Here is a 25300-nt window from a genome sequence, read left to right on the forward strand (position 1 = left end):
TCGGAATTCACGGGATCCGAATTCAACTCACTGGGCCGCGCCCGACACGGCGCGCTCGCTGACGTCCGCACACCGATCGGGGCAACCGGACGGACGTACGGCGGATCTCAGCTAATGCTCAGCCTGCGCGCCGTACCGTGTGCCGCATGACATCGCCGTCGCCGGCCGCGTGGTTCCGGCGTGCCCTGCCCACCCGCCGTCGCGCGATCGCCGCCGCGGCTGTCGTCGTGCTGCTGGCCGCCGCCGTGACCTGGGCGGTGTGGCCGAAGGGGCCGGGCGTACGCACCGAGAGCGCGATGCTCACCGTCCGCTCCGGACCGTCCGGCGACCAGCCGGTCGACCTCGACACCACCTTCTACCTGCCCGACGACGCCTCGTCCGGTCGGAAGGTCCCGGCGGTGCTGTTGGCACACGGGTTCGGCGGCACGAAGGAGTCGGTGCGCTCCGACGCGGAGGAGTTCGCCGGGCGCGGCTACGCGGTGCTCACCTGGACCGCACGGGGTTTCGGCAAAAGTGGCGGCGAGATCCATCTGGACAACCCGGACTACGAGGTGCGCGACGCTCAGCGGTTGCTGGACTGGCTGGCCGCCCGACCCGAGGTCCGCACCGACGCCGCCGGTGACCCGAAGGTCGGTGTGGTCGGCGGCTCGTACGGCGGCGGGTTGGCGCTGCTGCTGGCCGCCCAGGACCAGCGGGTCGACGCGATCGTCCCCATGATCACCTGGAACGACCTGTCCCGTGCCTTCCTGCCGGAGAGCACCGGTGCGGCCCCGACCGAGGGTGTGTTCAAGAAGGGATGGGCCGGTCTCTTCTTCGGCGGCGGCGGCAACGTGGGTTCCGGCCCGGCGGGGCTCTCCGGCGGGACCGCGGCCCAGCCGCAGGGCGCACCGGCGTCGGCCGGCCCGCCCAGCCCGGGGCCGGGTGCCGGTCCGGGCAGCGGTCCCGGTGGCGCCCCGGCCGGTGCGGCCGACCCGTCCTGCGGACGGTTCGCGGCCGACGTGTGCGCCGCGTACCTGCGGGTCGCCACCGCCGGGCAGGCCGACCAGGCGGCCGTGGACCTGCTGCGACGCTCCAGCCCGGCCGGCGTACTGGACCGGATCAAGGCACCCACCCTGCTGGTGCAGGGCGAGGCGGACACCCTCTTCCCGCTCGGCGAGGCGGACGCGAACGCGAAGGGCATCGCCGCCGCCGGCACCCCGGTGCGGGTCGCCTGGTTCACCGGCGGTCACGACGGGGGCAGTGGACCCCGCTCGGACTCCGACCGGGTGAAGTTCCTGACCGTTCAGTGGCTCGACCACTACGTCAAGGGCGAGGGCGACGCGCCCGGCGACGGCTTCACCTGGTCGCGGATCGCCGGCTTCGACGCGCTCGACAGGGGTCTGGTCGCCACCGGCTTCCGCCGCGCGGACTATCCGGGCCTCACCGGAAACGCCCGCCGGGAGATCACCGTCGCCGGACCGGCCCAGCCGATCGCGAACCCGCCGAACGGCAACCCGGCCGCCATCTCCTCGATCCCGTTCGCCGGTGGGCTCACCTCCCTGCTGGACGGGGTGGCCGGCGACGTGCCGGGCCAACACGCCCGGTTCGAGTCGACCCCGCTCACCGAGGCGGTGGACGTGGCCGGTGCGCCCACCGTCACCCTGCGGGCCGCCTCGCCGACCGGCACGGCGGTGCTCTTCGTCAAGCTCTACGACGTCGACAAGGACGGCGCGGCGACCCTGCCGAACGGGCTGGTCGCCCCGATCCGGCTCACCGGCCTGCCGCAGCGGGTGCAGGACGCCCGCCCGGTCACCGTGACGTTGCCCGGGATCGTCCGCCGGGTGGAGGCCGGCCACCGGCTGCGCCTGGTGGTGGCGACCTCCGACCAGGCGTACACCACTCCCGCCGAACCGACCGTCTACACGGTGGCGGCCGACGGCGCGGTCAGCCTGCCCACTGTCGACGGTGAGCCGATCCCCACCGCCGCGACGATCTGGCGCTGGGTGCTCGCCGGCCTGCTCGCCGCCATCGCGATCGGCCTCGTCGTGGTCGTCGCCGTCCTGCGCCGCAGGCACCGCCGCCAGGACCGCTCGGTGCATCCGGAGTACGCGGACACGCCGTTGGCCGTGCGCGCGCTGCGCAAGGAGTACGCGGACGGCTTCGTGGCGGTGTCGAACGTCGACTTCGAGGTGCACCCCGGTCAGGTGGTGGGTCTGCTCGGGCCCAACGGCGCCGGTAAGACCACCACCCTGCGCGTGCTGATGGGGTTGACCCAGCCGACCGCCGGGGAGATCTACGTCTTCGGTCGCCGGCTGGTGCCCGGCTCGCCGGTGCTGTCCCGGATCGGCGCGCTTGTGGAGGGACCCGGCTTCCTGCCGCACCTGTCCGGGTTGGAGAACCTGAAGGCGTACTGGCGGGCCACCGGCCGGCCGTGGGAGGACGCCCGGTTCGACGCGGCCCTGGAGATCGCCGGGCTGGGCGACTCCGTGCAGCGGAAGATCAAGAACTACAGCCACGGCATGCGTCAGCGCCTCGCCATCGCCCAGGCCATGCTCGGCCTGCCCGAGCTGCTCGTGTTGGACGAGCCGACCGACGGGCTCGACCCGCCGCAGATCGCCGAGATGCGCCGGGTGCTCCAGCGCTACGCCACTGACGGTCGGGCGGTGCTGGTCTCCAGCCACCTGTTGGCCGAGGTGGAGCAGACGTGCACCCACGCGGTGGTGGTCAACAAGGGCCGGATAGTGGCGTCCGGGCCGGTGGAGGAGATCGTCGGCGAGTCGCCGAGCGTGCTGTTCGACGTCACCGACCCGGTGGCGGCGCGGGCCGTACTGGACCGGCTGCACGGGGTCCGCGTGCTGCCGGAGAGCGACGGCCAGTTGGTGGTGGACACCAACGGCACGGCCCGCAGCGAGGTGGTGGCCGAGCTGGTGCGCGCCGGCATCGGGGTGGACCGGGTGGTGCCGCGGCGCCGCCTGGAGGACGCGTTCCTCGCCCTGGTGGGCGACAACTCTCGGGGAAGCGGTGACCGGTGATGGCTGTTGTCGACGCGGGTGAGGCCCGGGGCTACCGGCCGTCGGCCACCATGCCGTTCGCGGCGGAGTTCCGTCGGCAGGCGTCCCGGCGGCGGACCCAGCTGGCGCTCGGGTTCATGGTGCTGCTGCCACTGATCATCCTGATCGCCTTCCAGTTCAATTCCGGTGGCGATGACGACAACGGCAACAACGAGTTCGCCAGCCTTGTGGACCTGGCCACCTCCGGCGGCCTCAACTTCACCCTCTTCTCGATCTTCGTGTCGGCGTCGTTCCTGCTCGTGGTGGTCGTCGCGCTGTTCTGCGGCGACACGGTGGCCAGTGAGGCGAGCTGGGGCAGCCTGCGGTACCTGCTGGCGATCCCGGTGCCCCGGGCCCGGTTGTTGACGGTGAAGCTGGTGGTCGCGCTGGCGTACTCGGGACTGGCTCTGGTGCTGTTGGCCGGCACCGCCCTGCTGGCCGGCACCCTGCGCTACGGCTGGTCGCCGCTGCGCAGCACTGTCGCCGCCGAGCTGGAACCCACCGAGGGGTTGCTCCGGTTGCTTGCCGTGCTCGGCTATTTGGCGGTCGTCCTGCTTGTGGTGGCCGGGCTGGCGTTCCTGCTGTCGGTGACCACTGACGCCGCGCTCGGCGCGGTCGGCGGTGCGGTGCTGCTCTGGATCCTGTCCAGCATCCTGGACCAGATCACCGCCCTGGGCGCGCTGCGGGACTTCCTACCCACCCACTTCAGCACCGCCTGGTTGGGCCTGCTCTCCACCCCGGTGCAGACCGACGACGTGGTACGCGGCTGCATCTCGGCGATCAGCTACGCGACGCTGTTCTGGGGGCTGGCCTTCTGGCGCTTCACCCGCAAGGACATCACCTCCTAGGGTCGGGGCTCACAGCCGACCGTCGGGTGGGCTGACCGACGACGGCACCGCGCTCGGCACCGGTGGCGGGGTGGGGCGCGACGGCACCGGCGCGGACGGGTCGGCCTTCTTCCAGGCGCTGACCCCGATCCGGCCGGTGTTGCCCAGGTCGATCGGGCCGTCCGGGTCCACCTCTTCGCCCGGCTGGCCGGCCGCGGGCGCAACCGTCAGGAACTCACCGTTGGTTGCCACCACCGTCGAGTCGGTGACCAGGTTGCGCCAGAGCACCACGGCGGTGGCCCGCTCCCCGGCGGCGAGGGTGACCTGTCGGGGTGGTTGGTCGAAGCCCGAGGTGATCTCCTTCGCGCCGTTGACGACGCGCAACATGACCGGCTCGTGTTGCTCGTCGAACACGTGCAGCACGGGGTACCCGTTGAGCTGGTAGGGGCGGTCGCCGCAGTTGACCAGTTCCAGGCCGAGGGCGCGCAGTCCCATCGCGGCGTCCCCGCCGGTCGACCGGATCCGTACGCCGCTGGCCGGGCACGACGGCGGCGCGTCGACACTTGCCGACGGGCTCGGTGCGGTCGGCTGCCGGGGTGGAGCGTCCCCGCCCTGGCCCCGATGGTCGCCAGCGGTGCAGGCGCCGAGCGCGAGGGGCACCGCGACCACTGCGCTGATCCGTCGCCAGGCCGGGCTGTTGCGGGAGATCATCAAGCGATCCTCGCCCACGTGGGCGTGCCGCCACCGCCCGGCCCCCAGATCTCGGCTCTGCTCCTCGGCGCGATCCGCCGCCGTCCGGTGAGCCTGCTCGTCGGCCTGCCGCTGCCCGGGGCAACTCGATGGGCCGTACCCACACTGTGGGAGCGTGCCCACGGCGGACGGCTCGGCTTAAATTCTCGCGTAACCGCAGCTCAGAAGCGTGCGCGCGGGTCTTTGCCGGCGCTGATGCTCGACGTGGGGCCGCGGACACCGGTACATTCCGACCGGGGACTTTCCCACTAGCAAGGAATTTATAACCTTCGATACTTTCATGCCTCACATTGAAGTGATCCGATTCCTTCGATGGAGGTACCGATGAACGTTCCTCGGCTCGGCGGGCCGACCCTGTCCCTGTTCCGCATCGTGATCGGCCTGCTGTTCGCACTACACGGCCTGGCCTCGGTCTTCGGGTTGTTCGGCGGCAACCCCGTGACCGGCCGGGCGATAGCGCTCGGCGCCTGGCCAGGCTGGTGGGCCGCGCTGATCCAGTTGGTCTGCGGCACCCTCGTGCTGGCCGGGCTCTTCACCCGACCCGCCGCCCTACTCGCATCCGGCTCGATGGCGTACGCCTACTTCGTCGTGCACCAGCCGGATGATCTGCTGCCACTGCGCAACGGTGGCGAACTGTCGGCGCTCTTCTGCTGGTCTTTCCTGCTGATCGCGGCCCTCGGCCCGGGTTCCTGGGCGCTCGACACGCTGCTCTCCCGTCGCCGTGACGTGCCATCCACGCCCGAGGCACCGATGCCCGAGCGCAGCTCGATGGTCGTCTGACCGCACCCGTGCCGCGCGTCGCCGGGGCCTCGACGAGGCGGCTTCGGCGACGCGCCCGGTCAGGGATCGCCCCCGCAGTGCTCGGCGAGAGAGGGCGCGATCGGCACTCAGTCCTTGCGCTGATATCGCAAACGATTCAGCTCCAAAGCGCGCGAGTGGCAGGTGTTACCCGCCGCGCGGCAGCGCCCGGCGGCGACAGGGCCCGAGTGGCAGGTCTTACCCACCGCGCGGCAGCGCCCGTCGGCGACAAGGCCCGAGTGTCGAGCGATAGACGCGCGCGGGCCGGCGAAGCTGGGCGTCAGGCCGGCGTGCCGGTGCCGAGGACCGCGTCCAGGAGGCCCGGGTAGCGGTGGTCCAACTCGTCGCGGCGCAGTCGGACCAGGCGGCTGGTGCCGGCGGCCCGGGTGCGGGTCAGGCCGGCCTCGCGGAGCACCTTGAGGTGGTGGCTGCGGGTCGCCTTGGAGACGCCGAAGTCGAAGCTGCCGCAGGCTGCCTCGCCGCCATCGACAAGCGCCCGCACGATCTGTAGCCGCACGTCGTCGGCGAGGGCGGCAAGCACTGCGGTGACCGGTACGTCGGCCAGGTCGGGTTCGTGCGGCTCCATGTGACCAGTGTAACCCTTGTTCGACAACTTTCGAACAACACCCTATGGTCGGTTCCGTTGGTTCGACGATTCTCGAACATTGGAGCTGACGATGCGACCTCGCGCCGCCGCCTATCCGCTGCTCGCCGCACTCGGTTGGGGCGTGATGTTCCCGGTCCTGGCCAGTGCCCTGACCCGGGTTGACCCACTCAACCTGACCACCGCCCGTTACCTGCTCGCAAGCGTCGTCCTGGTCGCCATTCTGCTGCTCCGCGAAGGTGCCGGCGCGCTGCGGCACGGCGGCCGGACCGGCGAGATCGTGCTGCTCGGCGTGGTCGGCTTCGCCGGCTTCAACGTGCTCACCAACCTGGCCCTCGAACACGCCGCCCCGCAGCAGATCGCCCTCTTCGTGGCCACCACCCCGCTGATCACCCAGTTGGTCCGCTGGGCCCGGGACGGCGTACGGCCGAAGCCGCTCCTGCTGGCCCTCTCCCTGGTGGCGCTCCTCGGAGTCGGCCTGGTGATCACCCGCGGGAGCCTGGCCGGGCTCGGCCAGTTCGGTCTGGGTGGGCTGATGATGATCGGTGCGGTGCTCGGCTGGGGTATCTACACCCACGGTGCGAGCCGGTTCGGCGCCTGGTCCCCGCTGCGCTTCACCACCCTGACGGCGCTCGCCGGCACGGTGGCCATGCTGGCCGCGAGCATCGGCGCGGACGCCGTCGGGTGGCAGCACGCGCCGGCCGCCGCCGACCTCGCGGCGGTCACCCCGCAACTGGGGTACGCCGTGCTCGTCGGCGCGGTGGTCGCGGTCCTGGCCTGGAACACCGGTGTGCAGCGGCTCGGTGCCGCCAACGCCGCGCTGTTCATGAACCTGGTCCCGGTCACCACCTTCGCGGTGCAGATCGTCCGCGGCTACCGCCCGGAGCCGATCGAGCTGATCGGGGCCGCCATCACGATCGGGGCGCTGGTCGCGGCGAACCTCGCCACCAGGGTGCGGCCCCGGCCCTCGTCGCCGCCGCAGTCCACCGCGATCACCGACCAGCTCGCGGTGGTCGACCCCGTCGCGGTCAGCCGCCGCTGACCCGCCTGCCGTCGCTGGGCCCGGCAGCGCGGGGACGAAAGTTGCAGCGGATTCGTGGCACGATGAGCCGCCTGCCACCGACCCCGCCATCGATCCTGCGGATGGCCGCCCAGCGAGGGACATCGTTGTGACATCGATCGAGATTGACCGATGAACCCGAGCAGCGCGCCCTGGTCACCATGGTGTCCGCTCTGGTCGGGATCCTCTTCGCGGGCGGTGCGGTCTGGCTGGTCGCCGGGGGCGGACGGCCCACCGGCGACGACATCCTGGCCGCGGGCTGGATCATGGCAGCTCTACTGGCCGCGTTCGGTGCCGTGGCGATCTGTCTCGGGAAGCGCCGCCGCCGGTAACTGGCTGAGTCGTTCGGCTCACAGCGTGGGATCCGCGGTAGAGGCGGCGGCCATCGTTGCCTAGACTCGACAACACAACTGCATACCTCATCCAGAGGGGCTGAGGGATACGGCCCGACGACGCCCCGGCAACCACCCCGCGCGCTCACCGCTGAGCGACCCGCGGGGCAGGTGCCAATTCCGTCCCCGCCGCACGGTGCGATGTGGGGAAAGATGAGAGGAACCTCGACATGACGTCGACGCTCGCCGCCTCCGGCATCGCCACCGCCGCCAGCCCCGCCCGCGCCCTGGTCTGCCGTGCCTGCTCGGCCCGTTACCCGCTGGTCGCCCAGCACGCCTGCTACGAGTGTTTCGGCCCGCTGGAGGTCGACTACGACTCCACCGCCCTGGCCGCCGTCACCCGCGAACAGATCGAGGCCGGCCCGGACAACATCTGGCGCTACGCCGCACTGCTCCCCGCCGGTCAGGACCCGGCCAGTCGGGTCACCCTCGACCCGGGGCTGACCCCGCTGGTGGCGGCCCCGCACCTCGCTGCCGAGCTGGGCATCACCGCACCGCTGTGGGTCAAGGACGACAGCGCCAACCCGACCCACTCGTTCAAGGACCGGGTCGTCTCGGTGGCGCTCACCGCCGCGAAGTCGCTCGGTTTCACGAGGTTCGCCTGCGCGTCGACCGGCAACCTGGCCAACTCGGTGGCCGCGCACGCCGCCCGTGTCGGGGCACCTTCAGTCGTCTTCATCCCCAGTGACCTGGAGCAGGGCAAGGTCGTCACCACCGCCGTCTACGGCGGTGAGCTGGTCGCCATCGACGGCTCGTACGACGACGTCAACCGGCTCTGCGGCGAGCTGGTGGAGACCGACGAATTCGAGGACACCGCGTTCGTCAACGTGAACGTCCGGCCGTACTACGCGGAGGGTTCCAAGACCCTCGGCTACGAGGTGGCCGAGCAGCTCGGCTGGCGCATCCCGGCGCAGGTGGTCATCCCGATGGCCAGCGGCGAGCTGCTCACCAAGATCGACAAGGCGTTTTCCGAGCTTGTGGAGATCGGCCTGGTCGAGGCGCCGGCCGGCGGTTGGAAGGTCTTCGGAGCCCAGTCCGCCGGCTGTAGCCCCATCGCCACCGCGCTGCACGCCGACACCGACACGATCATCCCGGTCAAGCCCACCGGCATCGCCAAGTCGCTGAACATCGGCGACCCGGCCGCCGGCGTCTACGCGCTGGAGGCGGTCCGCCGCACCGGCGGTTGGATGGAGTACGCCGACGACGACGAGATCCGCGCCGGCATCCGCGATCTGGCCCGCACCACGGGCGTCTTCGCCGAAACCGCAGGCGGGGTGACAGTGGCGGTGCTCCGCAAGCTTGTCGAATCAGGTCGCCTCGACCCGACCGCGGAGACCGTCGTGTTCAACACGGGTGAAGGTCTGAAGACCGTTGACGCGGTGGCCGGCCAGGTCGGACCGACCCACCACATCAAGCCCTCGCTGCGCGCCGCCCGCGACGCCGGCCTCCTCGGCTGACCCGTTTGATCCACTCGGGTTCCTGGAAACCGCGGTGTCCGCCCGGCCCGGACCGCCCGTTGTCATGAAACCCGAGTGGATCAAGGGCGGTGCGCATGGCGCCGTGCGGGGTGACGGTCTGCTGGGCGGGTTGGCGTGATGGATGGGCGGGGTTGTCCGAAAGGTCGAGTGGATCAGTCGGGTAACTGAGGTTTCGCTGTGAGTGTGGAAAACCCGCCGCTGCGGACTTGACGGCAGGAACCGGACGGCGCAAGATGCTCCGTGCGGGAGGGCATTTCGCCGAAGACTTTTGAAGTTCTTGCGACCCAACGCCGGAGGCGTTGTGCGAGTGTCCCTCCCGACCACGTTCGATCGGGCCAGCGAGTAATTCGCTGGCCCGATCGCTTTTCCGGATGCACGCTCAGCGGCATGACCATCACCATCGCGTCGTTCGACGGCGCCGACCGGACGTCGGTCGACGAGGCGTACCGGATCGGCGCGGCGGCCAACGAGGTCGACCTGCCGGACTTCCCGCCGTTCTGCAGGCGACGCTTCGACGCGCTGTTCCACACGCCGATGCCCGGCACCCGGTCGCTCTGGGCGCTGGCCCGGCTCGACGGCGCGCCGGCCGGTTTCCTCCAGCTGGACCTGCCGCAGCTCGACAACACCGACAACGCCACGGTCGAGCTGACAGTGCATCCGGAGCTGCGGCGTCGGGGCGTCGGTCGGGCACTGCACGAGTACGGCGTACGCCTGCTCCGCGAGCACGGACGCAAGCGGGTCGTGGCGATGGCCGTCTCCGCGCTGCCCGACGGTCCGGCGCGAAGCGCGGCGGGCGACGCGTTCGCCGCGACGACCGGAGCCCAGCCCGCACTCGCCGAGGTGCGCCGCCGTCTCGTGGTCGCCGACATCGACCGGGTCGCGCTGCGGACGGCGCTCGCCGAGGCCCGGCCGCGAGCCGAGGGCTACCGGTCGGTCTGCTGGCAGGGCGCCACGCCGCAGGAGTACATCGCGGACATCGCCTACCTGGACGGCCGGTTGATGATGGACGCGCCGATGGGTGACGTGCAGTGGGAGCCGGAGCAGGTGGACGCCGAACGCATCCGCGGCACCGAGCGCGCCCTGGAGGCCAGGGGTCGGCGGCGCTACCACCTCGGGATGCGACACGAGGCGTCCGGCCGGATCGTCGCCTGGACGCTGCTGGACGTCAGCGCCTCCGCCGACTGGCACGCGTACCAGCAGATCACCATCGTCGACCCGGCTCACCGGGGGCACCGGCTCGGCCTCATCGCCAAGGCCGAGAACCTGCACCACCTGCTCACCCACGAACCGGCGGTACGCGTCATCGACACCTGGAACGCGGCAAGCAACACCTACATGGTGGCGATCAACGAGCAGCTCGGCTTCCGCCCGGTGGACGCCTGGACCGACTGGCAGCTCACCCTCTGACGGGTATCGGCGCTACTGCTCGCCGAGGTGACTCAGGCATGATGGCGGGCATGACGGAGACCCCGCATCCCCTGTACGAGAGGCACGCCGACACCCTCAACCGTGCGCTGACCGCGATCACGGAGCGGGGCTACTGGTCCGCCTATCCCGAATCTCCCAGCCCCCGGGTGTACGGCGAGACCGCCGCCGCCGACGGTAAGGCCGCCTTCGAGGCGTACCTCGGTGGTGATTTCCCGCTCGACCAGCCGGGCACCGGCGCACGGGTCGCCACCGAGACGAGCCCGTTCGGGGTGGAGCTGGCGGTGCGGTACCCGCATGCCGGCCCCGGCGAGCTTGTCGACGCCGCCTCCGCCGCGCTGCCGGCCTGGCGTGACGCCGGCCCGCAGGCGAGGGTGGGGGTCTGCCTGGAGATTCTGGACCGGCTGCACAAGCACATCTTCGAGTTGGCGAACGCTGTGCAGTTCACCAGCGGGCAGGCGTTCGTGATGGCCTTCCAGGCCGGCGGCGCGCACGCACTGGACCGGGCGCTCGAGGCGTTGGCGTACGCGTACGCCGAGATGACCCGGCATCCGGGCACTGCCAGTTGGGAGAAGGCCGCCGGCAAGGGTGACCCGCTGCGGATGACCAAGACGTTCCACGTGGTGCCGCGCGGGGTGGCGTTGGTGATCGGTTGCAACACCTTCCCGACCTGGAACTCCTACCCGGGGTTGTTCGCCTCGCTGGTCACCGGCAACCCGGTGCTCGTCAAGCCGCACCCGCGAGCCGTGCTCCCGCTGGCGATCACCGTGAAGTACGCCCGGGAGGTGCTGGCCGAGGCTGGCTTCGACCCGAACCTGATCATGCTGGCGGCCGAGGCCCCCGGTGAGAAGCTCGCCAGCGACCTGGCCCTGCACCGCTCGGTGAAGATCGTCGACTTCACCGGCTCCACCGAGTACGGCGACTGGCTGGAGACGCACGCCCGGCAGGCGTCGGTCTACACCGAGAAGGCCGGCCTGAACACCGTCGTCATCGACTCCACCGACGACTTCGCCGGCATGTGCCGCAATCTCGGCTTCACGCTCACCCTGTACAGCGGTCAGATGTGCACCACCTCGCAGAACATCCTCATCCCGGCCGGTGGCATCGAAACCGACCAGGGGCACAAGAGCTTCGACGAGGTGGCCGGCGGGATCGCCGCCGCGGTCGGCAAGCTCACCGCCGACCCGGCCCGGGGCGTCGAGCTGACCGGCGCCATCGTCAACGACGGGGTGCTGGAGCGGCTGGCCGAGGTCACCAAGGTCGGCGAGCCGGTGCTGGAGTCGCGGGCGGTGACCCACCCGGTGTACGCCGACGCTGTGGTGCGTACCCCGACGATCGTGAAGCTGACCGCTGACGACGAGGAGACGTACGGCCGGGAGTGGTTCGGGCCGATCTCGTTCGCCATCGCGACCGACTCCACAGCGCACAGCCTGGAGTTGCTGCGCCGCACGGTCGGCGAGAAGGGTGCGCTCACCGCCGGGGTCTACTCGACCGACGAGGCGGTGCTGGACGCCACCGAGGCGGTGGCGGTCGAGGTCGGGGTGCACCTGTCCGGCAACCTCACCGGCGGGGTCTTCGTGAACCAGTCGGCGGCGTTCTCCGACTTCCACGGCAGTGGCGCCAACGCGGCGGCCAACGCCGCGCTCACCGACGGGGCGTACGTGGCCAACCGCTTCCGCATCGTCCAGTCTCGACGCCACGCCTGATCTCTGGCGGATTTCCGGGGGCAGCACCGTTCCTCGTTGCCCCCGGAAACGCGTCCCGTGTCGCGCCCCGGGGATCCCTCGGGTCAGGCCGATCGGCGCATCTGCAGCTCGGTCAGGGCCGGGATGGTGGGGTGGGGGACGCGCACGCCGGTGTCGGTGAAGCCCAGCCGTTTGTAGGCGCGGTAGGCGCGGTCGTTGCCGACCACCACCTCAAGCAGCAGGTCCGGTCGGCCGCAGGCGCGTGACCAGGCGGCCACCCCGTCGATCAGTTCACCGAGCAGGCCGCGCCCCCGCCAGGCCGGCGTGATGTAGACCGCGTAGATCACCGTGAGCCCGGGTTCGTGCGGGGAGACAGTGCCACCGGCGTGTCCGACGAGCCGGCCGCCCGGGTCGGCGATGAACTGCGCGTTGCCGGGGCCGGCCGAGGTGTACGCGACCCGGGCGGCGAATTCGGTGTGCGGCCGGGCCGCCGCGTCCGCCAGGGTCTCCAGGAAGGCCAACGGTGCGTCGGCGAGCATCTCCAGGCGCAGGGCCCGCATTCGGGCGGCGTCCTCCGGCCGGACCCGGCGGATCTCCGCCTGCCGCAGGGCTGTCGCGCCCGTATCGGTGGTCATGCCCGCATGCCTACCACAGGGGCGGTGGCCGTTACGGCAGCGCCGGCCCCGTCGGCCGGTCGGCCCGGTGCCCGGGAAGCGCGTCGGCCTGGATCCGGCGCGTCGAAAAACCGGACCGACAAGCGCGGTCGGCGTACCCCGGAATGCGCCCGATTTGTGGCCGTGCGCGGCGCTCACTCCTCGTGTAGCGTGCGATTTCGGTCACCTTTTTCAATGGTCGTCATCGATCGCTGAGGTGGTGGCCGGTGGGCGTCCGGCAGTGCCGTGCGCCAGGTCAGGCGACACCGCGCAGAGTGGGGGAAGTACACCGTGGCACAGGGCACCGTGAAGTGGTTCAACTCCGAAAAGGGCTATGGCTTCATCGCCGTCGACGGCGGTCAGGACGTGTTCGTTCACTTCTCCGCGATCGAGATGGACGGCTACAAGGCGCTTGACGACGGTCAGCGGGTGGAGTTTGAGATCGGCCAGGGTCAGAAGGGCCCGCAGGCCGAGCACGTACGCGTCGTCGCCTGAGCTCTCCTCCTCGATCGGCCCCGCGCGGCGGGGCTGCGGCATCGGCGGACAACCGGGAAGATCGTGGCCGTTCCAGCCGATGCTGAGGAGCGTTCATGACCGACCAGCCGCCCCCGCCCACCCCACCCTCTGGGCCGGGGGAGCCGGGCTCGTCCGATCCGACCGTCCCGTTCGGCGGTTCCGGCTCGGCCGGGGAGCCACCGGCCCCGTCGCAGCCGGGCGTACCACCGACTGGCCCGCCGCCCGGCTGGGACCCGGCGCCGCAGGGTTGGACGTTCCCGCCCACCGGCGGCTACCCGCCCGGGGCGGGTCCCTACGCCGCCCAGCAGTGGTACCCGGCGGCGCCGGTCGGCTGGTATCCGCCGGGTTACGGGCTCGACCCGAACGATCCCCTTGTCACTCCGCCCGGCGCCGGCCTGGCGGGCTGGTTCAGCAGGTGTGCGGGAGCGCTGCGCCGGGGTTGGCGGCAGTTGGTGCCCATCATGCTGCTCACCCAGGTGCTACCGGCGGCCGTGCTCTCGGTGATCTCCCTGGGCCTCGAACCGCCGGCCGATTGGGCCGTCCCGTCCGGGTCGGCGTCGGCTCCCGCACTGCCTGACAATTTCGCAGTCGATCTGGCGGGCCTTCTCGGGGCGCTGATCGGCGGCAGTCTGCTTGTCGGGCTGGTGCAGGCGGTCGGGTGGGCCGCGGGCAGTTGGGTGATCACGCAGCAGGCGTCCGGTCAGCCGGGCAGCCTGGACTCCGCACTGCGCTACGGCCTGCGTCGGGCCCTCGGGCTGTGGGGGTGGACCCTGCTGATCAGCGTGCTCGTCGGCATCGGGTTCTGCTGCTGCGTGCTGCCGGGCATCTACCTGACGTTCGCGCTGAGCATGGCGGGCCCGGTCTATCTCTTCGAACGCCAGGACCCGATCGGCAGGTCGTTCCGGATGTTCCACGACCGGCTCGGCCTCATGTTGGGTCGGGTGGCCCTGGTGGGCCTGGCGATCATCATCGTCAACGTGATCTCCGGCGGCCTGGAGGGGGTGGGCACCGCGGCGTTCGGCGACGAACCCTTCGCGTCGCCCGGCTCCGCGATCGGGGTGGTGGCGGTGATCGCGGTCACCGCCACGCTGGCCCTGCCGGCCCACCTGGCCCAGCTGCTCGGTCTGCTTGTGACGTACGTCGAGCAGCGCGCCCATGAGGCGCCGGTGAACAGCGCCGGACTGGCCGCCGAACTCGGCTGAGCGGCCCCATCGTGCTTGCACTCGGCAGGGGAGAGTGCTAAACAAGTCATTGGCACTCGCATACCGTGAGTGCCAATGGTCGGGACGGTGGGGCCAGGTTGCACCGGCGTGGAGACGCCGGGGCGGCACATGGCCGGTCGTCGCGGGCTATCCGGCCCGGCCGAAGGACGTCGTCGTCGCCAGGTGGCGACGTCCCAAGGTGCGTACACCAGGCGGCCCATTCGAGGCACACATCTCGGGTGGCCCGTGAGTGTCCAGGAGGACAACGCCGTATGGCCAAGATGATCGCGTTCGACGAAGAGGCGCGCCGCGGCCTCGAGCGGGGCATGAACCAGCTCGCCGACGCCGTAAAGGTGACCCTCGGCCCCAAGGGCCGCAACGTCGTGCTCGAGAAGAAGTGGGGTGCCCCCACCATCACCAACGATGGTGTGAGCATCGCCAAGGAGATCGAGCTCGAGGACCCGTACGAGAAGATCGGCGCTGAGCTGGTCAAGGAGGTCGCCAAGAAGACCGACGACGTTGCCGGTGACGGCACGACGACGGCGACCGTCCTGGCCCAGGCCCTGGTTCGCGAGGGCCTGCGCAACGTGGCCGCCGGCGCCAACCCGATGGCCCTGAAGCGGGGCATCGAGGCCGCTGTCGCGAGCGTCTCGGAGGAGCTGTCCAAGCTCGCCAAGGACGTCGAGACCAAGGAGCAGATCGCCTCCACCGCCTCCATCTCCGCTGGCGACAGCACCGTCGGCGAGATCATCGCCGAGGCGATGGACAAGGTCGGCAAGGAAGGCGTCATCACCGTCGAGGAGAGCAACACCTTCGGGCTGGAGCTGGAGCTCACCGAGGGTATGCGCTTCGACAAGGGCTACATCTCGGCCTACTTCATGACCGACCCGGAGCGTATGGAGGCCGTCTTCGACGACCCGTACATCCTGATCGCCAACAGCAAGATCTCGTCGGTGAAGGACCTGCTCCCGATCCTGGAGAAGGTCATGCAGTCGGGCAAGCCGCTGCTGATCATCGCCGAGGACCTGGAGGGCGAGGCTCTCGCCACCCTGGTGGTCAACAAGGTCCGTGGCACCTTCAAGTCGGTCGCCGTCAAGGCGCCGGGCTTCGGTGACCGCCGCAAGGCCATGCTGACCGACATCGCCATCCTCGCCGGTGGCCAGGTCATCAGCGAGGAGGTCGGCCTCAAGCTCGACGCCGCCAGCCTCGACATGCTGGGCCGCGCCCGCAAGGTCGTGGTGACCAAGGACGAGACCACCATCGTCGACGGTGCCGGTGACGCCGAGCAGATCCAGGGCCGGGTCAACCAGATCCGGGCCGAGATCGACAAGAGCGACTCCGACTACGACCGGGAGAAGCTGCAGGAGCGGTTGGCCAAGCTGGCCGGCGGCGTTGCGGTCATCAAGGTCGGCGCGGCCACCGAGGTCGAGCTCAAGGAGCGCAAGCACCGCATCGAGGACGCCGTTCGCAACGCGAAGGCCGCCGTCGAGGAGGGCATCGTCCCGGGTGGTGGCGTCGCGCTGGTCCAGGCCGGCAAGACCGCCTTCGACAAGCTCGACCTGGTCGGCGACGAGGCGACCGGTGCGAACATCGTCAAGGTCGCGCTGGACGCCCCGCTGCGGCAGATCGCCGTCAACGCCGGCCTCGAGGGCGGCGTCGTGGTGGAGAAGGTCCGTAACCTCGAAGCGGGTCACGGCCTCAACGCCGCCAACGGCGAGTACGTCGACCTGCTGGCTGCGGGCATCATCGACCCGGCCAAGGTGACGCGCTCGGCGCTGCAGAACGCCGCGTCCATCGCGGCGCTGTTCCTCACCACCGAGGCCGTCGTCGCGGACAAGCCGGAGAAGACCCCGGCTGCCCCGGCTGGCCCGGGTGGCGGGGACATGGACTTCTGAGTCCAGTTCCGACACCGAACGGGGCGGGCCGCTGACGCGGTCCGCCCCGTTCGTCGTCAGGTGGGCAGTGGTCGCTGGTTGCGCCGCTTCTGCGCCCGGCTGTACGGCGGAAGCAGTTGGATCGGCGCGTCCACCATCTCCCGTGGCTCCTCGGCGGCCACCGACTCGTCGTCGGTGGTCATCTCCGCCAGTTGCTCGGCGTCGCCGTAGTCGAGCCTGTCGAACGGCAGTTGGCCGGGGAGTTCGCCGACCGGTTTCCAGGTGATCGGCGGGCCGTCCTCGGTCTGGTCGTCATCCGTGGTCATGGCTGCCTCCTCTACCAAGACGGTAGGGGGCATCGATGGCCGACGCGGGCGAATGAATCAATGCCCTTTTTGCCCTGGTTAGCCCTGCGTCAGCGTTTTCCGGTACAGGAAGAAGACCCGCTCGATCCGGGCACCCGCGCTGCCGGAGTAGAACGGCACCGGCCCCACCCAGCCGATCTCCGCCCGGGTCAGCCCCGCCGCCTGCAGGTCCCGCAGGCAGCGCCGCAACAGGACGCCACCGATGCCCGACCCCTCGGCGGCCGGGGCGGTGCCCATCGGCCCGAACCAGCTCGGCCGGGACGACCCGTACGCGGCGAAACCCAGCACCTCGCCGTCCCGCTCCGCCAGGTGACAGCCGGCAGTGTCCCGCCCCACCGACCCGGCCAGCTCGCCGTCCCAGGTGCCACCGAAGGTGGACCGGGCGAACGCGGTCAACGCCGGCAGGTCCGCCAGCTCCGCCCGGCGTACGGTGACGCCCTGATCGGCCAGCCGCCGCTCGGCCGCCTCGGTGGACCGCAGTGCCGGCGACCCGTCGTAGGACAGGTCGGCTGTCATGTTCCAGGCCGTCCGGTCCTGCTGGTAGCCCAGACTGCGGGCGGCGCAGACCGCCGGCGTGTAGCGAACGTCGATGCCCGGCCACGCGTAGTACGGCGGGTTGCCGACCAGCAGCACCTCGGTCACCCCGCGCTCGGCCAGCACCTGTTCGGCCCGCCGCACCAGCGCCCGGCCGACGCCCCGGCGGCGGTGCGCCGGCAGGACCGCGACCAGGTCCACGTGCCCGATCCCCGGTTCGGTCGACGACACCGAGCAGAGCAGCACCCCGACCAGGTCCGCACCCCGGTACGCGCCAAGCCCCACCGCCGGCCGGCCCGCAGCGGCAGCCCGGGGCCAGAGCACGTCCACGATGGGGGCCGCCTCGGCGGCGTCCTCGGGCAGGTCGAGAGCCTGTTCGCAGAGTCGCGCCACGGTGGGGGCCAGGTCGGGAGTCAGTTCAGTGACGGTGATCTCGGCGTCCATGGTCGCCGACCCTAGATCACCGTCTGCTGATCCGCGCTCCCGCCCGTGGTGTCGGTAAAGGGTCCTTCCGGTACGCGAGGCGTCAGCAACGTGCCCTTGTCTAACGCTGGGCGGCGCGAACGGCGGCGTAGGCGTCGACCTGGCCGGCGCCGGTGATGTTCGACGGAGCGCCGCAGGCGTCGGACGGGTTGCTGGAGCGGTAGGTCGGGGTGGCCGCCGTGGCGGTGTCCCGCAGGATCTGCCGGGTGCGGTCCACGTCGCCGACAAGCGTCGGGTTCGCCGACCACATCAGCGCCACCACCCCCGCCACCTGTGGGGTCGCCATCGAGGTGCCGTCGAGCGCCGCGTACGTGCCGCCCGGCATCGCCGAGACCACCCCCACGCCCGGGGCCAGCACGTCCGGCTTACCCGGGCCACCCGGCGCCGGGCCGCGCGAGGAGAACTCCGCGACCCGGCCCTGCGCGTCCACCGCGCCCACTGTCAACACGTCCGGGTACGGCGCCGGTGGGTCGTCGATCGACGCGCACCACGGCCCGGTGTTACCGGCGGCGGCGACCACGAAGATCCCGGCGGCTTCCAGCGCGGCGGTGGCCGGTCGGAGTATGCCCCGGTCGCAGCCTTCGATCGGCGGGCAGCCCCACGAGTTGGTGAGCACCTGCGGGGCCCGCTCCGGACGACCGTCGGTGAACGGGTCACCACCAACCGGGAAGGGCGCCAGCATGAACTGCAGACAGTCCAGGTAGAGCGCGGGGCTGCCGAGGTTGCGGTCCAGGTTGACGCAGCCCACCCACTGCGCGTCCGGCGCCACCCCGATGCCGTCCCGCCCGACCGCGCTGCCCACCGTGTGGGTGCCGTGCCCGCCCTGGTCGGTCGGGCTGCGGGTGCCGTCCCACGGGTCGTACCAGGAGTCGTCTCCGCCACGGAATCCGGCGCGCAGCGCCGGATGGGTGCCGTCCACGCCCGAATCCGAACTGCCTACCACGATGCCGGCGCCGGTCACCCCGAGCTGCGACCACACCCGGTCGGCGCCGATCCGGCTGATGTTCCACTCCGGGCCGGTGGGCTTGGGCACCGTGCCCCGGGTCTGCCCGGCCGGGGCCGGCAGCGGTCGCAGGCGTTGGCTGACCAGCACCCGGGCCACCTCCGGTCGGCGGGCGAGCCAGGCCCGCACCGCCGGGCCGCCGTCCACCTCGACCGCGTTCACCAGGTAGTACGACACCGGGTCGAGGCGTAACCGGGTAAGCGTCGCGAGCAGGTCGGCCTGGCTCCGCTCGGCGGTCGTCACCAATCGCTTGTAGACCTTCGCCGCGCGGGCGTCCCGTCCGGCCCGACCTGGCTGGCCGGCGGGCAGACCGGACAGGTCGGCCTGGGCGCGCAGCACCACGAGCAGTCGCTCGCCGTACAGACCTGGCTGGCCGGGGCCGAGGTCGACCACGCCGAACGCCACAAGCAGCACCACGGCTGCCACCGCCGCGACCCGGCGGCTCGGGGTGCGTGCGGTCGGCCGGGCGAGCAGCACCGCGTACCCGATGGCGACCAGGGCGGCGACGGCGAGCCCGGCAGCGGCGGCGGCCGCCACCCAGAACGGGATGTCGCGGGTGCCGACAAGCAGCAGAGTGATCTCTTCCGGGTCGGTGAAGGCCAGCGGGCCGAGTGCGGCCAGGCCCACCAGCCAGCCGGTGGCCGTTCGCCCGGCGGGTCCGGCGTCGGCCGGGTCGGCGGTGGGTCGCCACGTCCCCGCCCAGAGCGAGGCCAGGGCGAAGCCCACAGGTGGCAGGGTCAGCAGCGCGGGCAACTGCGCGCCGGACTGGCCGGTGCCGGCCGCGAGCAGCAGCAGCACCACCCCGGCGACCAGGCCACCGACCAGCACCAGCCGAGCCGGCCGGGGTGGCCGGCCGACCGCGAACCGCGACCAGAAGGCCGCATCCAGCAGCGTCGCGGCCAGCACCCCGAGCGCCGCGGCCGCCAGCACTGCGAGCGCGGTCTCCAGGAGCCCGCCGAGCGCGCCCAGCCAGGCCCACGGCAGCAGCAGCGCCAGCCCGGCGGCGACCGCGAGCAGCGGCACCGGGCGGGGTCGGCGCACGCCCCGCCGGCGTCCGAGGGGCTGCTGGTCCTGGGCGGCCGAGCGTCGCGCCGACAGGCGCACGGCGAGCGCGGTGAGCAACGCCGCGCCGGCCAACGCGGCGAGGTACGCCTCGTGGTGCACAGGTGGCACGACCCGCAGCAGGGTGAGCGCCCCGAGGGCGAGGGCCCCGAGCAGCCAGACCCGCCCGGTGGCCCGGACCGCCGCCGACCGGGGCAGCACGGCCAGCAGCAGCGCGGGTGTGCCCACAAGCACTACGGTGGCCAGCCCGAGCACGGGCCAGAGCCAGCCGGCCCGGTCCCGTCCGAAACCCAACAGCACCTGATCGGCCACCCAGCCGCCGGCCTGGGTAGCCACCGTGACCGCCACCGTCCAGCAGCCGACAAGCACGGCCGCGACCACCGGCCACGGGGAACCACCGTCGCTGACCGGGGGGTGCGCAGGCTGACTGTGCATCCGAGAACCTTACGACCACGGGGGACAGATCCGGACCGGCAACTGGTGATCGAAGGGGGTGGCTGGGCTGGTCCGGCCGGGGCGGCGGCGAACGCGGTAGGTGCCGGCCCGGGGCGGCGACGAATGTCGACAGGCGGGCGCGGGGTTACCGTGGACGGGTGCGTGACCCCAATGTCTCCCGTTCCGTCGCCGGCCAACTGTCGCCGGTCCGCCGCGCGTCCGACCTGCGCCGACTGCGCGCCGAGCGCTTCGACGTACTGGTCATCGGGGGCGGGGTGACCGGTGCGGGGGCCGCCCTGGACGCGGCGTCCCGAGGCCTGAAGGTCGCCCTGGTCGAGGCACGTGATCTCGCCGCGGGCACCTCCAGCCGGTCCAGCAAGCTGATCCACGGTGGCCTGCGCTACCTGGAGCAGTTGGAGTTCCACCTGGTCCACGAGGCGCTCACCGAGCGAGGGCTGCTGGCCACCCGACTCGCGCCGCACCTGGTGCGTCCGGTGCCGTTCCTGGTGCCGCTGCCGGCCGGGCGGGGCCTGCGGGATCTGCCGGCCCGGCTCCTCCGCCGCTCGTACTACGGCGCCGGCGTGGCCGCCTACGACGCCTTCGCCGGCGTCTTCGGTCCCGGCCGGGGCATGCCGCTGCACCGGCACCTGACCCGGGAGGGCGCCCGGCGGATCTTTCCGAGCCTGCGGGCCGACGCCCTGGCTGGGGCGATCCGCTACTACGACGGTCAGGTCGACGACGCCCGACTGGTCGTCACCCTGGCCCGGACCGCGGCCAGCCTCGGTGCCACTGTGGTGAGCAGTGCGCGTGCGGTCGGGCTGATCCGGCAGGCGCGTGAGGTGACCGGGGTGCGCGTGCGCGACCTGGAGGCGCCGGAGGGCTCACCGGACGCGGAGTTCGAGGTGCATGCCCGTACCGTCATCGCCGCGACCGGGGTGTGGAGCGACGACATGTCGCGGATGCTCAACGACGTGGGCCTGCGGCCCGGCATCCGGGTGCGCGCCTCCAAGGGGGTGCACCTGGTGGTGCCCCGCTCGGCGATCACCGGCGAGACCGGGCTCATCCTGCGTACGGCGAAGTCGGTGCTCTTCGTCATCCCGTGGGGCGGGCACTGGATCATCGGCACGACGGACACCGACTGGCGACTGGACCGGTCCCACCCGGCCGCCTCGGCTCGCGACATCGACTACCTGCTGGAGCAGGTGAACACGGTGCTGGACCGGCCGTTGACCACCGCCGACATCGAGGGGGTGTACGCCGGGCTGCGACCGCTGCTGGCCGGCGAGGCCGACTCGACCTCGAAGCTCTCCCGTGAGCACGCGGTCTTCGAGCCGATGCTCGGGCTGCTGCTGGTGGCCGGTGGCAAGTACACGACGTACCGGGTGATGGCCTCCGACGTGGTCGACCGGGCCGCCCGCCGGCTCGGCGGCACCCGCCCGTCGCGGACGGCCGATCTGCCGCTGCTGGGGGCGGACGGTTACCCGGCGATGTGGCGGGACCGGGCCGATCTGGCCCGCCGGCACGGTGTGCCGGTGGGCGTGGTGGAGCATCTGCTGGAGCGGTACGGCACCCTCACCCTGGACCTGTTGGCGCTCATCGACGCCGATCCGCTGCTCGCGTCGCCGCTGGCCGGTGCGCCGGAATACCTGGCGGCGGAGGTGGCCTACGCGGCCCGGGCCGAGGGTGCGTTGCACCTGGAGGACGTGCTGACCCGGCGGACCCGGATCTCGTTCGAGACCAGCCACCGGGGGTTGGAGTCGGCGGAGCACGCCGCCGAGTTGATGGGCGCGGTGCTCGGCTGGGACGCGGCCACCCGGGTCCGGGAGGTGGAGCACTACCGCGCCCGGGTGGAGGCGGAGCGACAGTCGCAGTTGATGCCGGACGACGCCGCGGCGGACGCGGCCCGGCTCGGCATCCGGGACGTCCGGGGTTTCGCGGCCGATCGGGGTAGCGGCGACGATCAGGCTGAGCTACGTCCGTCCGCTAGGTGATGAATTGTAACGTTACCAATGGGTAACCATCGATACCAGCCCGGATGGTGGTTTCGGTCGCTACCTACGGTGAGGTAGGTTTCCGCGCGTGCTTCGCCGCGCGCACCCTCGTCTGCTATTGCCGGTCCTCGCCATCGTCCTCATCGGTGCGGTGGCCGGGTGCTCGCTGTTCGACCGGGAGCCACGCGGCACTCCGGCGACCCAGGCGCCCGCGCCGGCGGGTGCCGGCGCGCAACTGGAGATCCCCACCACTGTCGCCGCCGGCGAGGTCAGCCTGCTCCAGCGGCTCGGCGCCGACGGCCCGCTGCGCACCCTGAGCGTCGAACGCGACGGCGCGTGGCAGTGCGTTGACTGCGCCGGTGACGGGGTCACCTCCCGGGGCACCCTCGCCCCGGAGCTGACCGAACGGCTTCAGGTGCTGCTCGCCGACCCGGCGCTGGCGAACGAGACCGATCAGGCCCGGCGGTACCGCACCACCTGCATCGACGCGCTCACGTCCAGCCTGCTCACCTCGACCGGGCTGATCACCTCACAGGACTGCCCCGGCGAGGAGCGCACGCCGGTCGCCGGGGAGATCCTGCTGCTGCTCACCCAGGCCACCCCGGCCGAGGTCAAGGGCTGACGGGTCAGCTCAGAGCACCTTGCCCGGGTTGAGTAGACCGGCCGGGTCCAGTGCCGACTTGATCGCCTGGTGCACCCGCACGCCGACCGGGCCGATCTCCCGGGCCAGCCAGTCCCGCTTGAGCAGCCCCACCCCGTGCTCTCCGGTGCACGTGCCGCCCAGGTCCAGCCCGAGCCGCATGATCTCGTCGAAGGCTCGCCGGCCGCGCCGCACGCTCGCCGGGTCGGCCCGGTCGACAACGATGTTCGGGTGCATGTTGCCGTCCCCGGCGTGCCCCACCACACCGATCGGCACCTCACACTCCACGGCGATCCGGGCCACCCCGTCCAGCAGCGCGGCGAGCGAACCGCGCGGCACCGCCACGTCGTCGATCACCAGACCGCCGTTGCCACCCGGGTACGCGTCGGCGGCGTACTTCTCCATCGCCGGGTGGGCCAGCCGGCGGGCCTGCAACAGCGCCGCGGCCTCCACCGCGTCGGTGGCCGCGTAGACCTCGTCGGCACCGGCCGCCGTGCACACCTCGGCCAGGCTGGCCAGGTCGTCGGCGGCCCGGGTGCCGGTGTCCGCGGCGGCCAGCAGCAGGGCCTGCGCGTCGGTCCGCAACCCCATCGGCTGGTACGCCTCGATCGCCCGCAGGTGGGTCTGGTCCAACAACTCCAACAGGCTGGGGGTGAGCCCGCGGGCCGCGATCTCGGCCACCGCCGCGCCGGCCGCCGCTGTCGATCCGAAGACCGCCACCATGGTCAGTGACTCGGCCGGGGCGGGCCGCAGCGCCACGGTCACCTCGGTGATCACCCCGAGGGTGCCCTCCGAGCCGACGAACAGCCGGGTCAGGTCGTAGCCGGCCACCCCCTTGGCCGTCCGCCGCCCGGTACGCAGCACCTCACCGGAGGCGAGCACCACCTCCAGACCGAGCACGTACTCGGTGGTCACCCCGTACTTCACGCAGCACATGCCGCCGGCGTTGGTGGCCACGTTGCCGCCGATCGTGGACGACTGCCAGGAGCCGGGGTCCGGTGGGTACCAGAGCCCCTGCTTGGCCACCGCGCCGGCCAGCGTCGCGTTGACCACCCCCGGCTGGACCACCGCGATCCGGCTCACCGGGTCGATCTCCCGGATCTCGTCCATCGCCACGGTGCTCAACACCACAGCGCCGTCCACCGCGTTCGCCGCGCCGGCCAGCCCGGTCCGCGCGCCCTGCGGCACCACCGGTACGCCGTGTCGGGCTGCCGCCCGGACCACCGCGACCACCTGTGCGGTGCTGCGCGGGCGGGTCACCACGAGCGGGGTGCCGGCCGCGCACAGGTCGGCCTCGTCCCGTTGGTGCATCCGCAGCAGGTCCGGGTCGGTGAGCACGGCGGCGGCACCGAGCGCGGCGCGGAGGTCGTCCAGGAGTGTGGTGGGGGCCATGCTGCCGAGGCTAGGTCGCCGGCCGACGATCATCAACATGATCAACTACGCGGGATAGCTTGGACGTCATGCTCTACCTGGACCGGCCGGCCTGGCCGTGGCGCGGCCGGCTCTGGTCACACCTGATCAGCGACGTCTCCTACGCCGAGCTGCACGCCTTCGCCGAGGCACTCGGCGCACCCCGGCGCGGCTTCGACCGGGACCACTACGACATTCCCGCCGACCGGTTCGCGGCGGCGGTCTGGCTCGGCGCTCAGGTGGTGCCGAGCCGGGAGCTGGTCCGGTTGCTCCGCGCCGCCGATCTACGCCGCCCGAAACACCTGGTCAGCCCGCTTCCGTCGGCGGCTCCGCTGCGGTGAGCGCGGCCAGTTCCCGGCGCACGTTGCCCCGGGCCGACTCCGCCCAGCGGGCCGCCAACGGCGGCAGCCGGAACAGCGCGGGCTGGGCCAGCAGAGCTTCGAGCACCGCCGCCCGTCCCGCCCGGAAGGCCGGCTCCGGCACGTGCGCGTACTCCCGTCGGACCGCCGCCGCGTACCTGTCGTACGCCGCCGGGGGTGCGGCAAGCACGGCGAGGTCCGCGTCGCAGAGCAGGGCGCCGTCCCGGTCGTCCGGATCCACGACGTGCCCGGCGGTGAGCAGCACCAGCCGGCGCACCTCGGCCGCCGTCGGCACCGGCACCCCGAGCCCGGTGAGCACGCTCTCGGCCAGCGCGGCGCTGTCCCGTTCGTTGGCGTCCCCCGTGGTCCGCGGGTCGTAGACCGCGTCGTGCCACCAGGCCGCCAGCCGGACCAGATCGGCCCGGTCGGCCAGCCCGGCGTGCTCGTCCACCACGTCGAGCACCGCCGTCAGGTGGGCCACCGTGTGGTAGTGCCGGTGCGGCTCCCGCCACCTGTCGAGCAGCCGCTCCCCGGCCCGGCTCCACCCCGTGCCCGGCTTCGCACCAGCACCCCGGGCTGCCGCCCGCCACCGCTCAAGCAGATCGACCACCGGCCGAGTCTGCCGCATCCCGGCCACGGCGCGCGACGCGGAAGGATTCAGCGGGCCTGTCCCGGGTAGTCGCGCCCATGGCCGTGGCCCGGGACAAGCGACCACCTGTGGTGCG

Annotated in this window: 22 protein-coding genes and 1 riboswitch; of the genes, 14 read left to right on the forward strand and 8 right to left on the reverse strand. The window is 72.0% G+C overall.

The window, feature by feature from the left end; all coding sequences use genetic code 11:
* Positions 1–146 precede the first annotated feature (146 nt).
* Positions 147–3011 (forward strand): alpha/beta fold hydrolase, encoded by a 2865-nt coding sequence (locus AB0B85_RS18495; RefSeq protein ID WP_357408746.1) that lies wholly within the window; start codon positions 147–149, stop codon positions 3009–3011.
* Positions 3011–3877 (forward strand): ABC transporter permease subunit, encoded by an 867-nt coding sequence (locus AB0B85_RS18500; RefSeq protein WP_357408748.1) that lies wholly within the window; start codon positions 3011–3013, stop codon positions 3875–3877. The genes AB0B85_RS18495 and AB0B85_RS18500 overlap by 1 nt, the downstream gene beginning before the upstream one ends.
* 9 nt (positions 3878–3886) lie before the next feature.
* Here the strand turns inward: AB0B85_RS18500 and AB0B85_RS18505 are convergent, their stop codons facing one another.
* Positions 3887–4567: a DUF4232 domain-containing protein gene (locus AB0B85_RS18505; RefSeq protein ID WP_357408750.1), complete on the reverse strand. Its 681-nt coding sequence runs from the start codon at positions 4565–4567 to the stop codon at positions 3887–3889.
* 363 nt (positions 4568–4930) lie between these two features.
* On the opposite strand from AB0B85_RS18505, the gene AB0B85_RS18510 reads away from it, so the two are divergent.
* Positions 4931–5386 (forward strand): DoxX family protein, encoded by a 456-nt coding sequence (locus tag AB0B85_RS18510; RefSeq protein ID WP_357408752.1) that lies wholly within the window; start codon positions 4931–4933, stop codon positions 5384–5386.
* Between the two features lie 298 nt (positions 5387–5684).
* Here AB0B85_RS18510 and AB0B85_RS18515 read toward each other — a convergent pair whose 3' ends face one another.
* Positions 5685–5990 carry a helix-turn-helix transcriptional regulator gene (locus tag AB0B85_RS18515; RefSeq protein WP_357408754.1) on the reverse strand — a complete coding sequence of 102 codons (306 nt, stop codon included), beginning with the start codon at positions 5988–5990 and terminating at the stop codon, positions 5685–5687.
* A 91-nt stretch (positions 5991–6081) separates the two neighbouring features.
* Here AB0B85_RS18515 and AB0B85_RS18520 point away from each other — a divergent pair, with 91 nt between their 5' ends.
* The 5 genes from AB0B85_RS18520 (at position 6082) to paaN (ending at position 12069) form a co-directional block, all read left to right on the forward strand.
* Complete coding sequence (locus AB0B85_RS18520) at positions 6082–7050, forward strand: DMT family transporter (protein WP_357408756.1); 969 nt, start codon at positions 6082–6084, stop codon at positions 7048–7050.
* Between the two features lie 143 nt (positions 7051–7193).
* Complete coding sequence (locus tag AB0B85_RS18525) at positions 7194–7400, forward strand: hypothetical protein (RefSeq protein ID WP_357408758.1); 207 nt, start codon at positions 7194–7196, stop codon at positions 7398–7400.
* Between the two features lie 84 nt (positions 7401–7484).
* Positions 7485–7620, forward strand: a riboswitch (SAM riboswitch).
* 10 nt (positions 7621–7630) lie between these two features.
* Positions 7631–8917 carry a threonine synthase gene (gene thrC, locus AB0B85_RS18530; RefSeq protein ID WP_357408760.1) on the forward strand — a complete coding sequence of 429 codons (1287 nt, stop codon included), beginning with the start codon at positions 7631–7633 and terminating at the stop codon, positions 8915–8917.
* A 408-nt stretch (positions 8918–9325) separates the two neighbouring features.
* Positions 9326–10345 carry a GNAT family N-acetyltransferase gene (locus tag AB0B85_RS18535; protein ID WP_357408762.1) on the forward strand — a complete coding sequence of 340 codons (1020 nt, stop codon included), beginning with the start codon at positions 9326–9328 and terminating at the stop codon, positions 10343–10345.
* A 50-nt stretch (positions 10346–10395) separates the two neighbouring features.
* The gene (gene paaN, locus AB0B85_RS18540; protein WP_357408764.1) at positions 10396–12069 is read left to right on the forward strand and encodes a phenylacetic acid degradation protein PaaN; all 1674 of its coding nucleotides are present in this window, start codon (positions 10396–10398) and stop codon (positions 12067–12069) included.
* Between the two features lie 83 nt (positions 12070–12152).
* On the opposite strand, the gene AB0B85_RS18545 is transcribed toward paaN, so the two are convergent.
* A complete protein-coding gene (locus AB0B85_RS18545; RefSeq protein ID WP_357408766.1) occupies positions 12153–12683 on the reverse strand; it encodes a GNAT family N-acetyltransferase in 531 nt (176 codons plus the stop codon).
* Positions 12684–12992: 309 nt separating this feature from the next.
* Here AB0B85_RS18545 and AB0B85_RS18550 point away from each other — a divergent pair, with 309 nt between their 5' ends.
* From AB0B85_RS18550 to groL, 3 genes are all read left to right on the forward strand, one after another.
* Entirely contained in the window at positions 12993–13196 is a 204-nt protein-coding gene (locus AB0B85_RS18550) for a cold-shock protein (RefSeq protein WP_357408768.1), read from the forward strand.
* 95 nt (positions 13197–13291) lie between these two features.
* The gene (locus AB0B85_RS18555; RefSeq protein ID WP_357408770.1) at positions 13292–14419 is read left to right on the forward strand and encodes a hypothetical protein; all 1128 of its coding nucleotides are present in this window, start codon (positions 13292–13294) and stop codon (positions 14417–14419) included.
* A 272-nt stretch (positions 14420–14691) separates the two neighbouring features.
* Positions 14692–16314 (forward strand): chaperonin GroEL, encoded by a 1623-nt coding sequence (gene groL, locus AB0B85_RS18560; protein WP_030490078.1) that lies wholly within the window; start codon positions 14692–14694, stop codon positions 16312–16314.
* A gap of 56 nt (positions 16315–16370) precedes the next feature.
* On the opposite strand, the gene AB0B85_RS18565 is transcribed toward groL, so the two are convergent.
* The 3 genes from AB0B85_RS18565 to AB0B85_RS18575 form a co-directional block, all read right to left on the reverse strand.
* Positions 16371–16619, reverse strand: coding sequence for a hypothetical protein (locus AB0B85_RS18565; protein ID WP_357408772.1), 249 nt, complete (start codon positions 16617–16619; stop codon positions 16371–16373).
* A gap of 78 nt (positions 16620–16697) precedes the next feature.
* A complete protein-coding gene (locus AB0B85_RS18570; protein ID WP_357408774.1) occupies positions 16698–17636 on the reverse strand; it encodes a GNAT family N-acetyltransferase in 939 nt (312 codons plus the stop codon).
* A 100-nt stretch (positions 17637–17736) separates the two neighbouring features.
* On the reverse strand, positions 17737–20175 hold the full coding sequence (locus AB0B85_RS18575) for a S8 family serine peptidase (RefSeq protein WP_357408776.1): 2439 nt from the start codon (positions 20173–20175) through the stop codon (positions 17737–17739).
* A gap of 158 nt (positions 20176–20333) precedes the next feature.
* Here AB0B85_RS18575 and AB0B85_RS18580 point away from each other — a divergent pair, with 158 nt between their 5' ends.
* Positions 20334–22166 (forward strand): glycerol-3-phosphate dehydrogenase/oxidase, encoded by a 1833-nt coding sequence (locus AB0B85_RS18580; protein WP_357408778.1) that lies wholly within the window; start codon positions 20334–20336, stop codon positions 22164–22166.
* An 88-nt stretch (positions 22167–22254) separates the two neighbouring features.
* Positions 22255–22788, forward strand: a complete 534-nt coding sequence (locus AB0B85_RS18585; RefSeq protein ID WP_357408780.1) for a hypothetical protein — start codon at positions 22255–22257, stop codon at positions 22786–22788.
* A gap of 9 nt (positions 22789–22797) precedes the next feature.
* On the opposite strand, the gene AB0B85_RS18590 is transcribed toward AB0B85_RS18585, so the two are convergent.
* Complete coding sequence (locus AB0B85_RS18590; RefSeq protein WP_357408782.1) at positions 22798–24198, reverse strand: FAD-linked oxidase C-terminal domain-containing protein; 1401 nt, start codon at positions 24196–24198, stop codon at positions 22798–22800.
* Positions 24199–24266: 68 nt separating this feature from the next.
* On the opposite strand from AB0B85_RS18590, the gene AB0B85_RS18595 reads away from it, so the two are divergent.
* Positions 24267–24557: a DUF4031 domain-containing protein gene (locus AB0B85_RS18595; protein ID WP_357408784.1), complete on the forward strand. Its 291-nt coding sequence runs from the start codon at positions 24267–24269 to the stop codon at positions 24555–24557.
* On the opposite strand, the gene AB0B85_RS18600 is transcribed toward AB0B85_RS18595, so the two are convergent.
* Entirely contained in the window at positions 24523–25185 is a 663-nt protein-coding gene (locus tag AB0B85_RS18600) for a metal-dependent phosphohydrolase (RefSeq protein WP_357408786.1), read from the reverse strand. The two genes, AB0B85_RS18595 and AB0B85_RS18600, sit on opposite strands and share 35 nt — an antisense overlap.
* Between the last annotated feature and the right edge of the window lie 115 nt (positions 25186–25300).

This window comes from Micromonospora sp. NPDC049044, assembly GCF_040649215.1.
Classification (GTDB): Bacteria; Actinomycetota; Actinomycetes; order Mycobacteriales; family Micromonosporaceae; genus Micromonospora.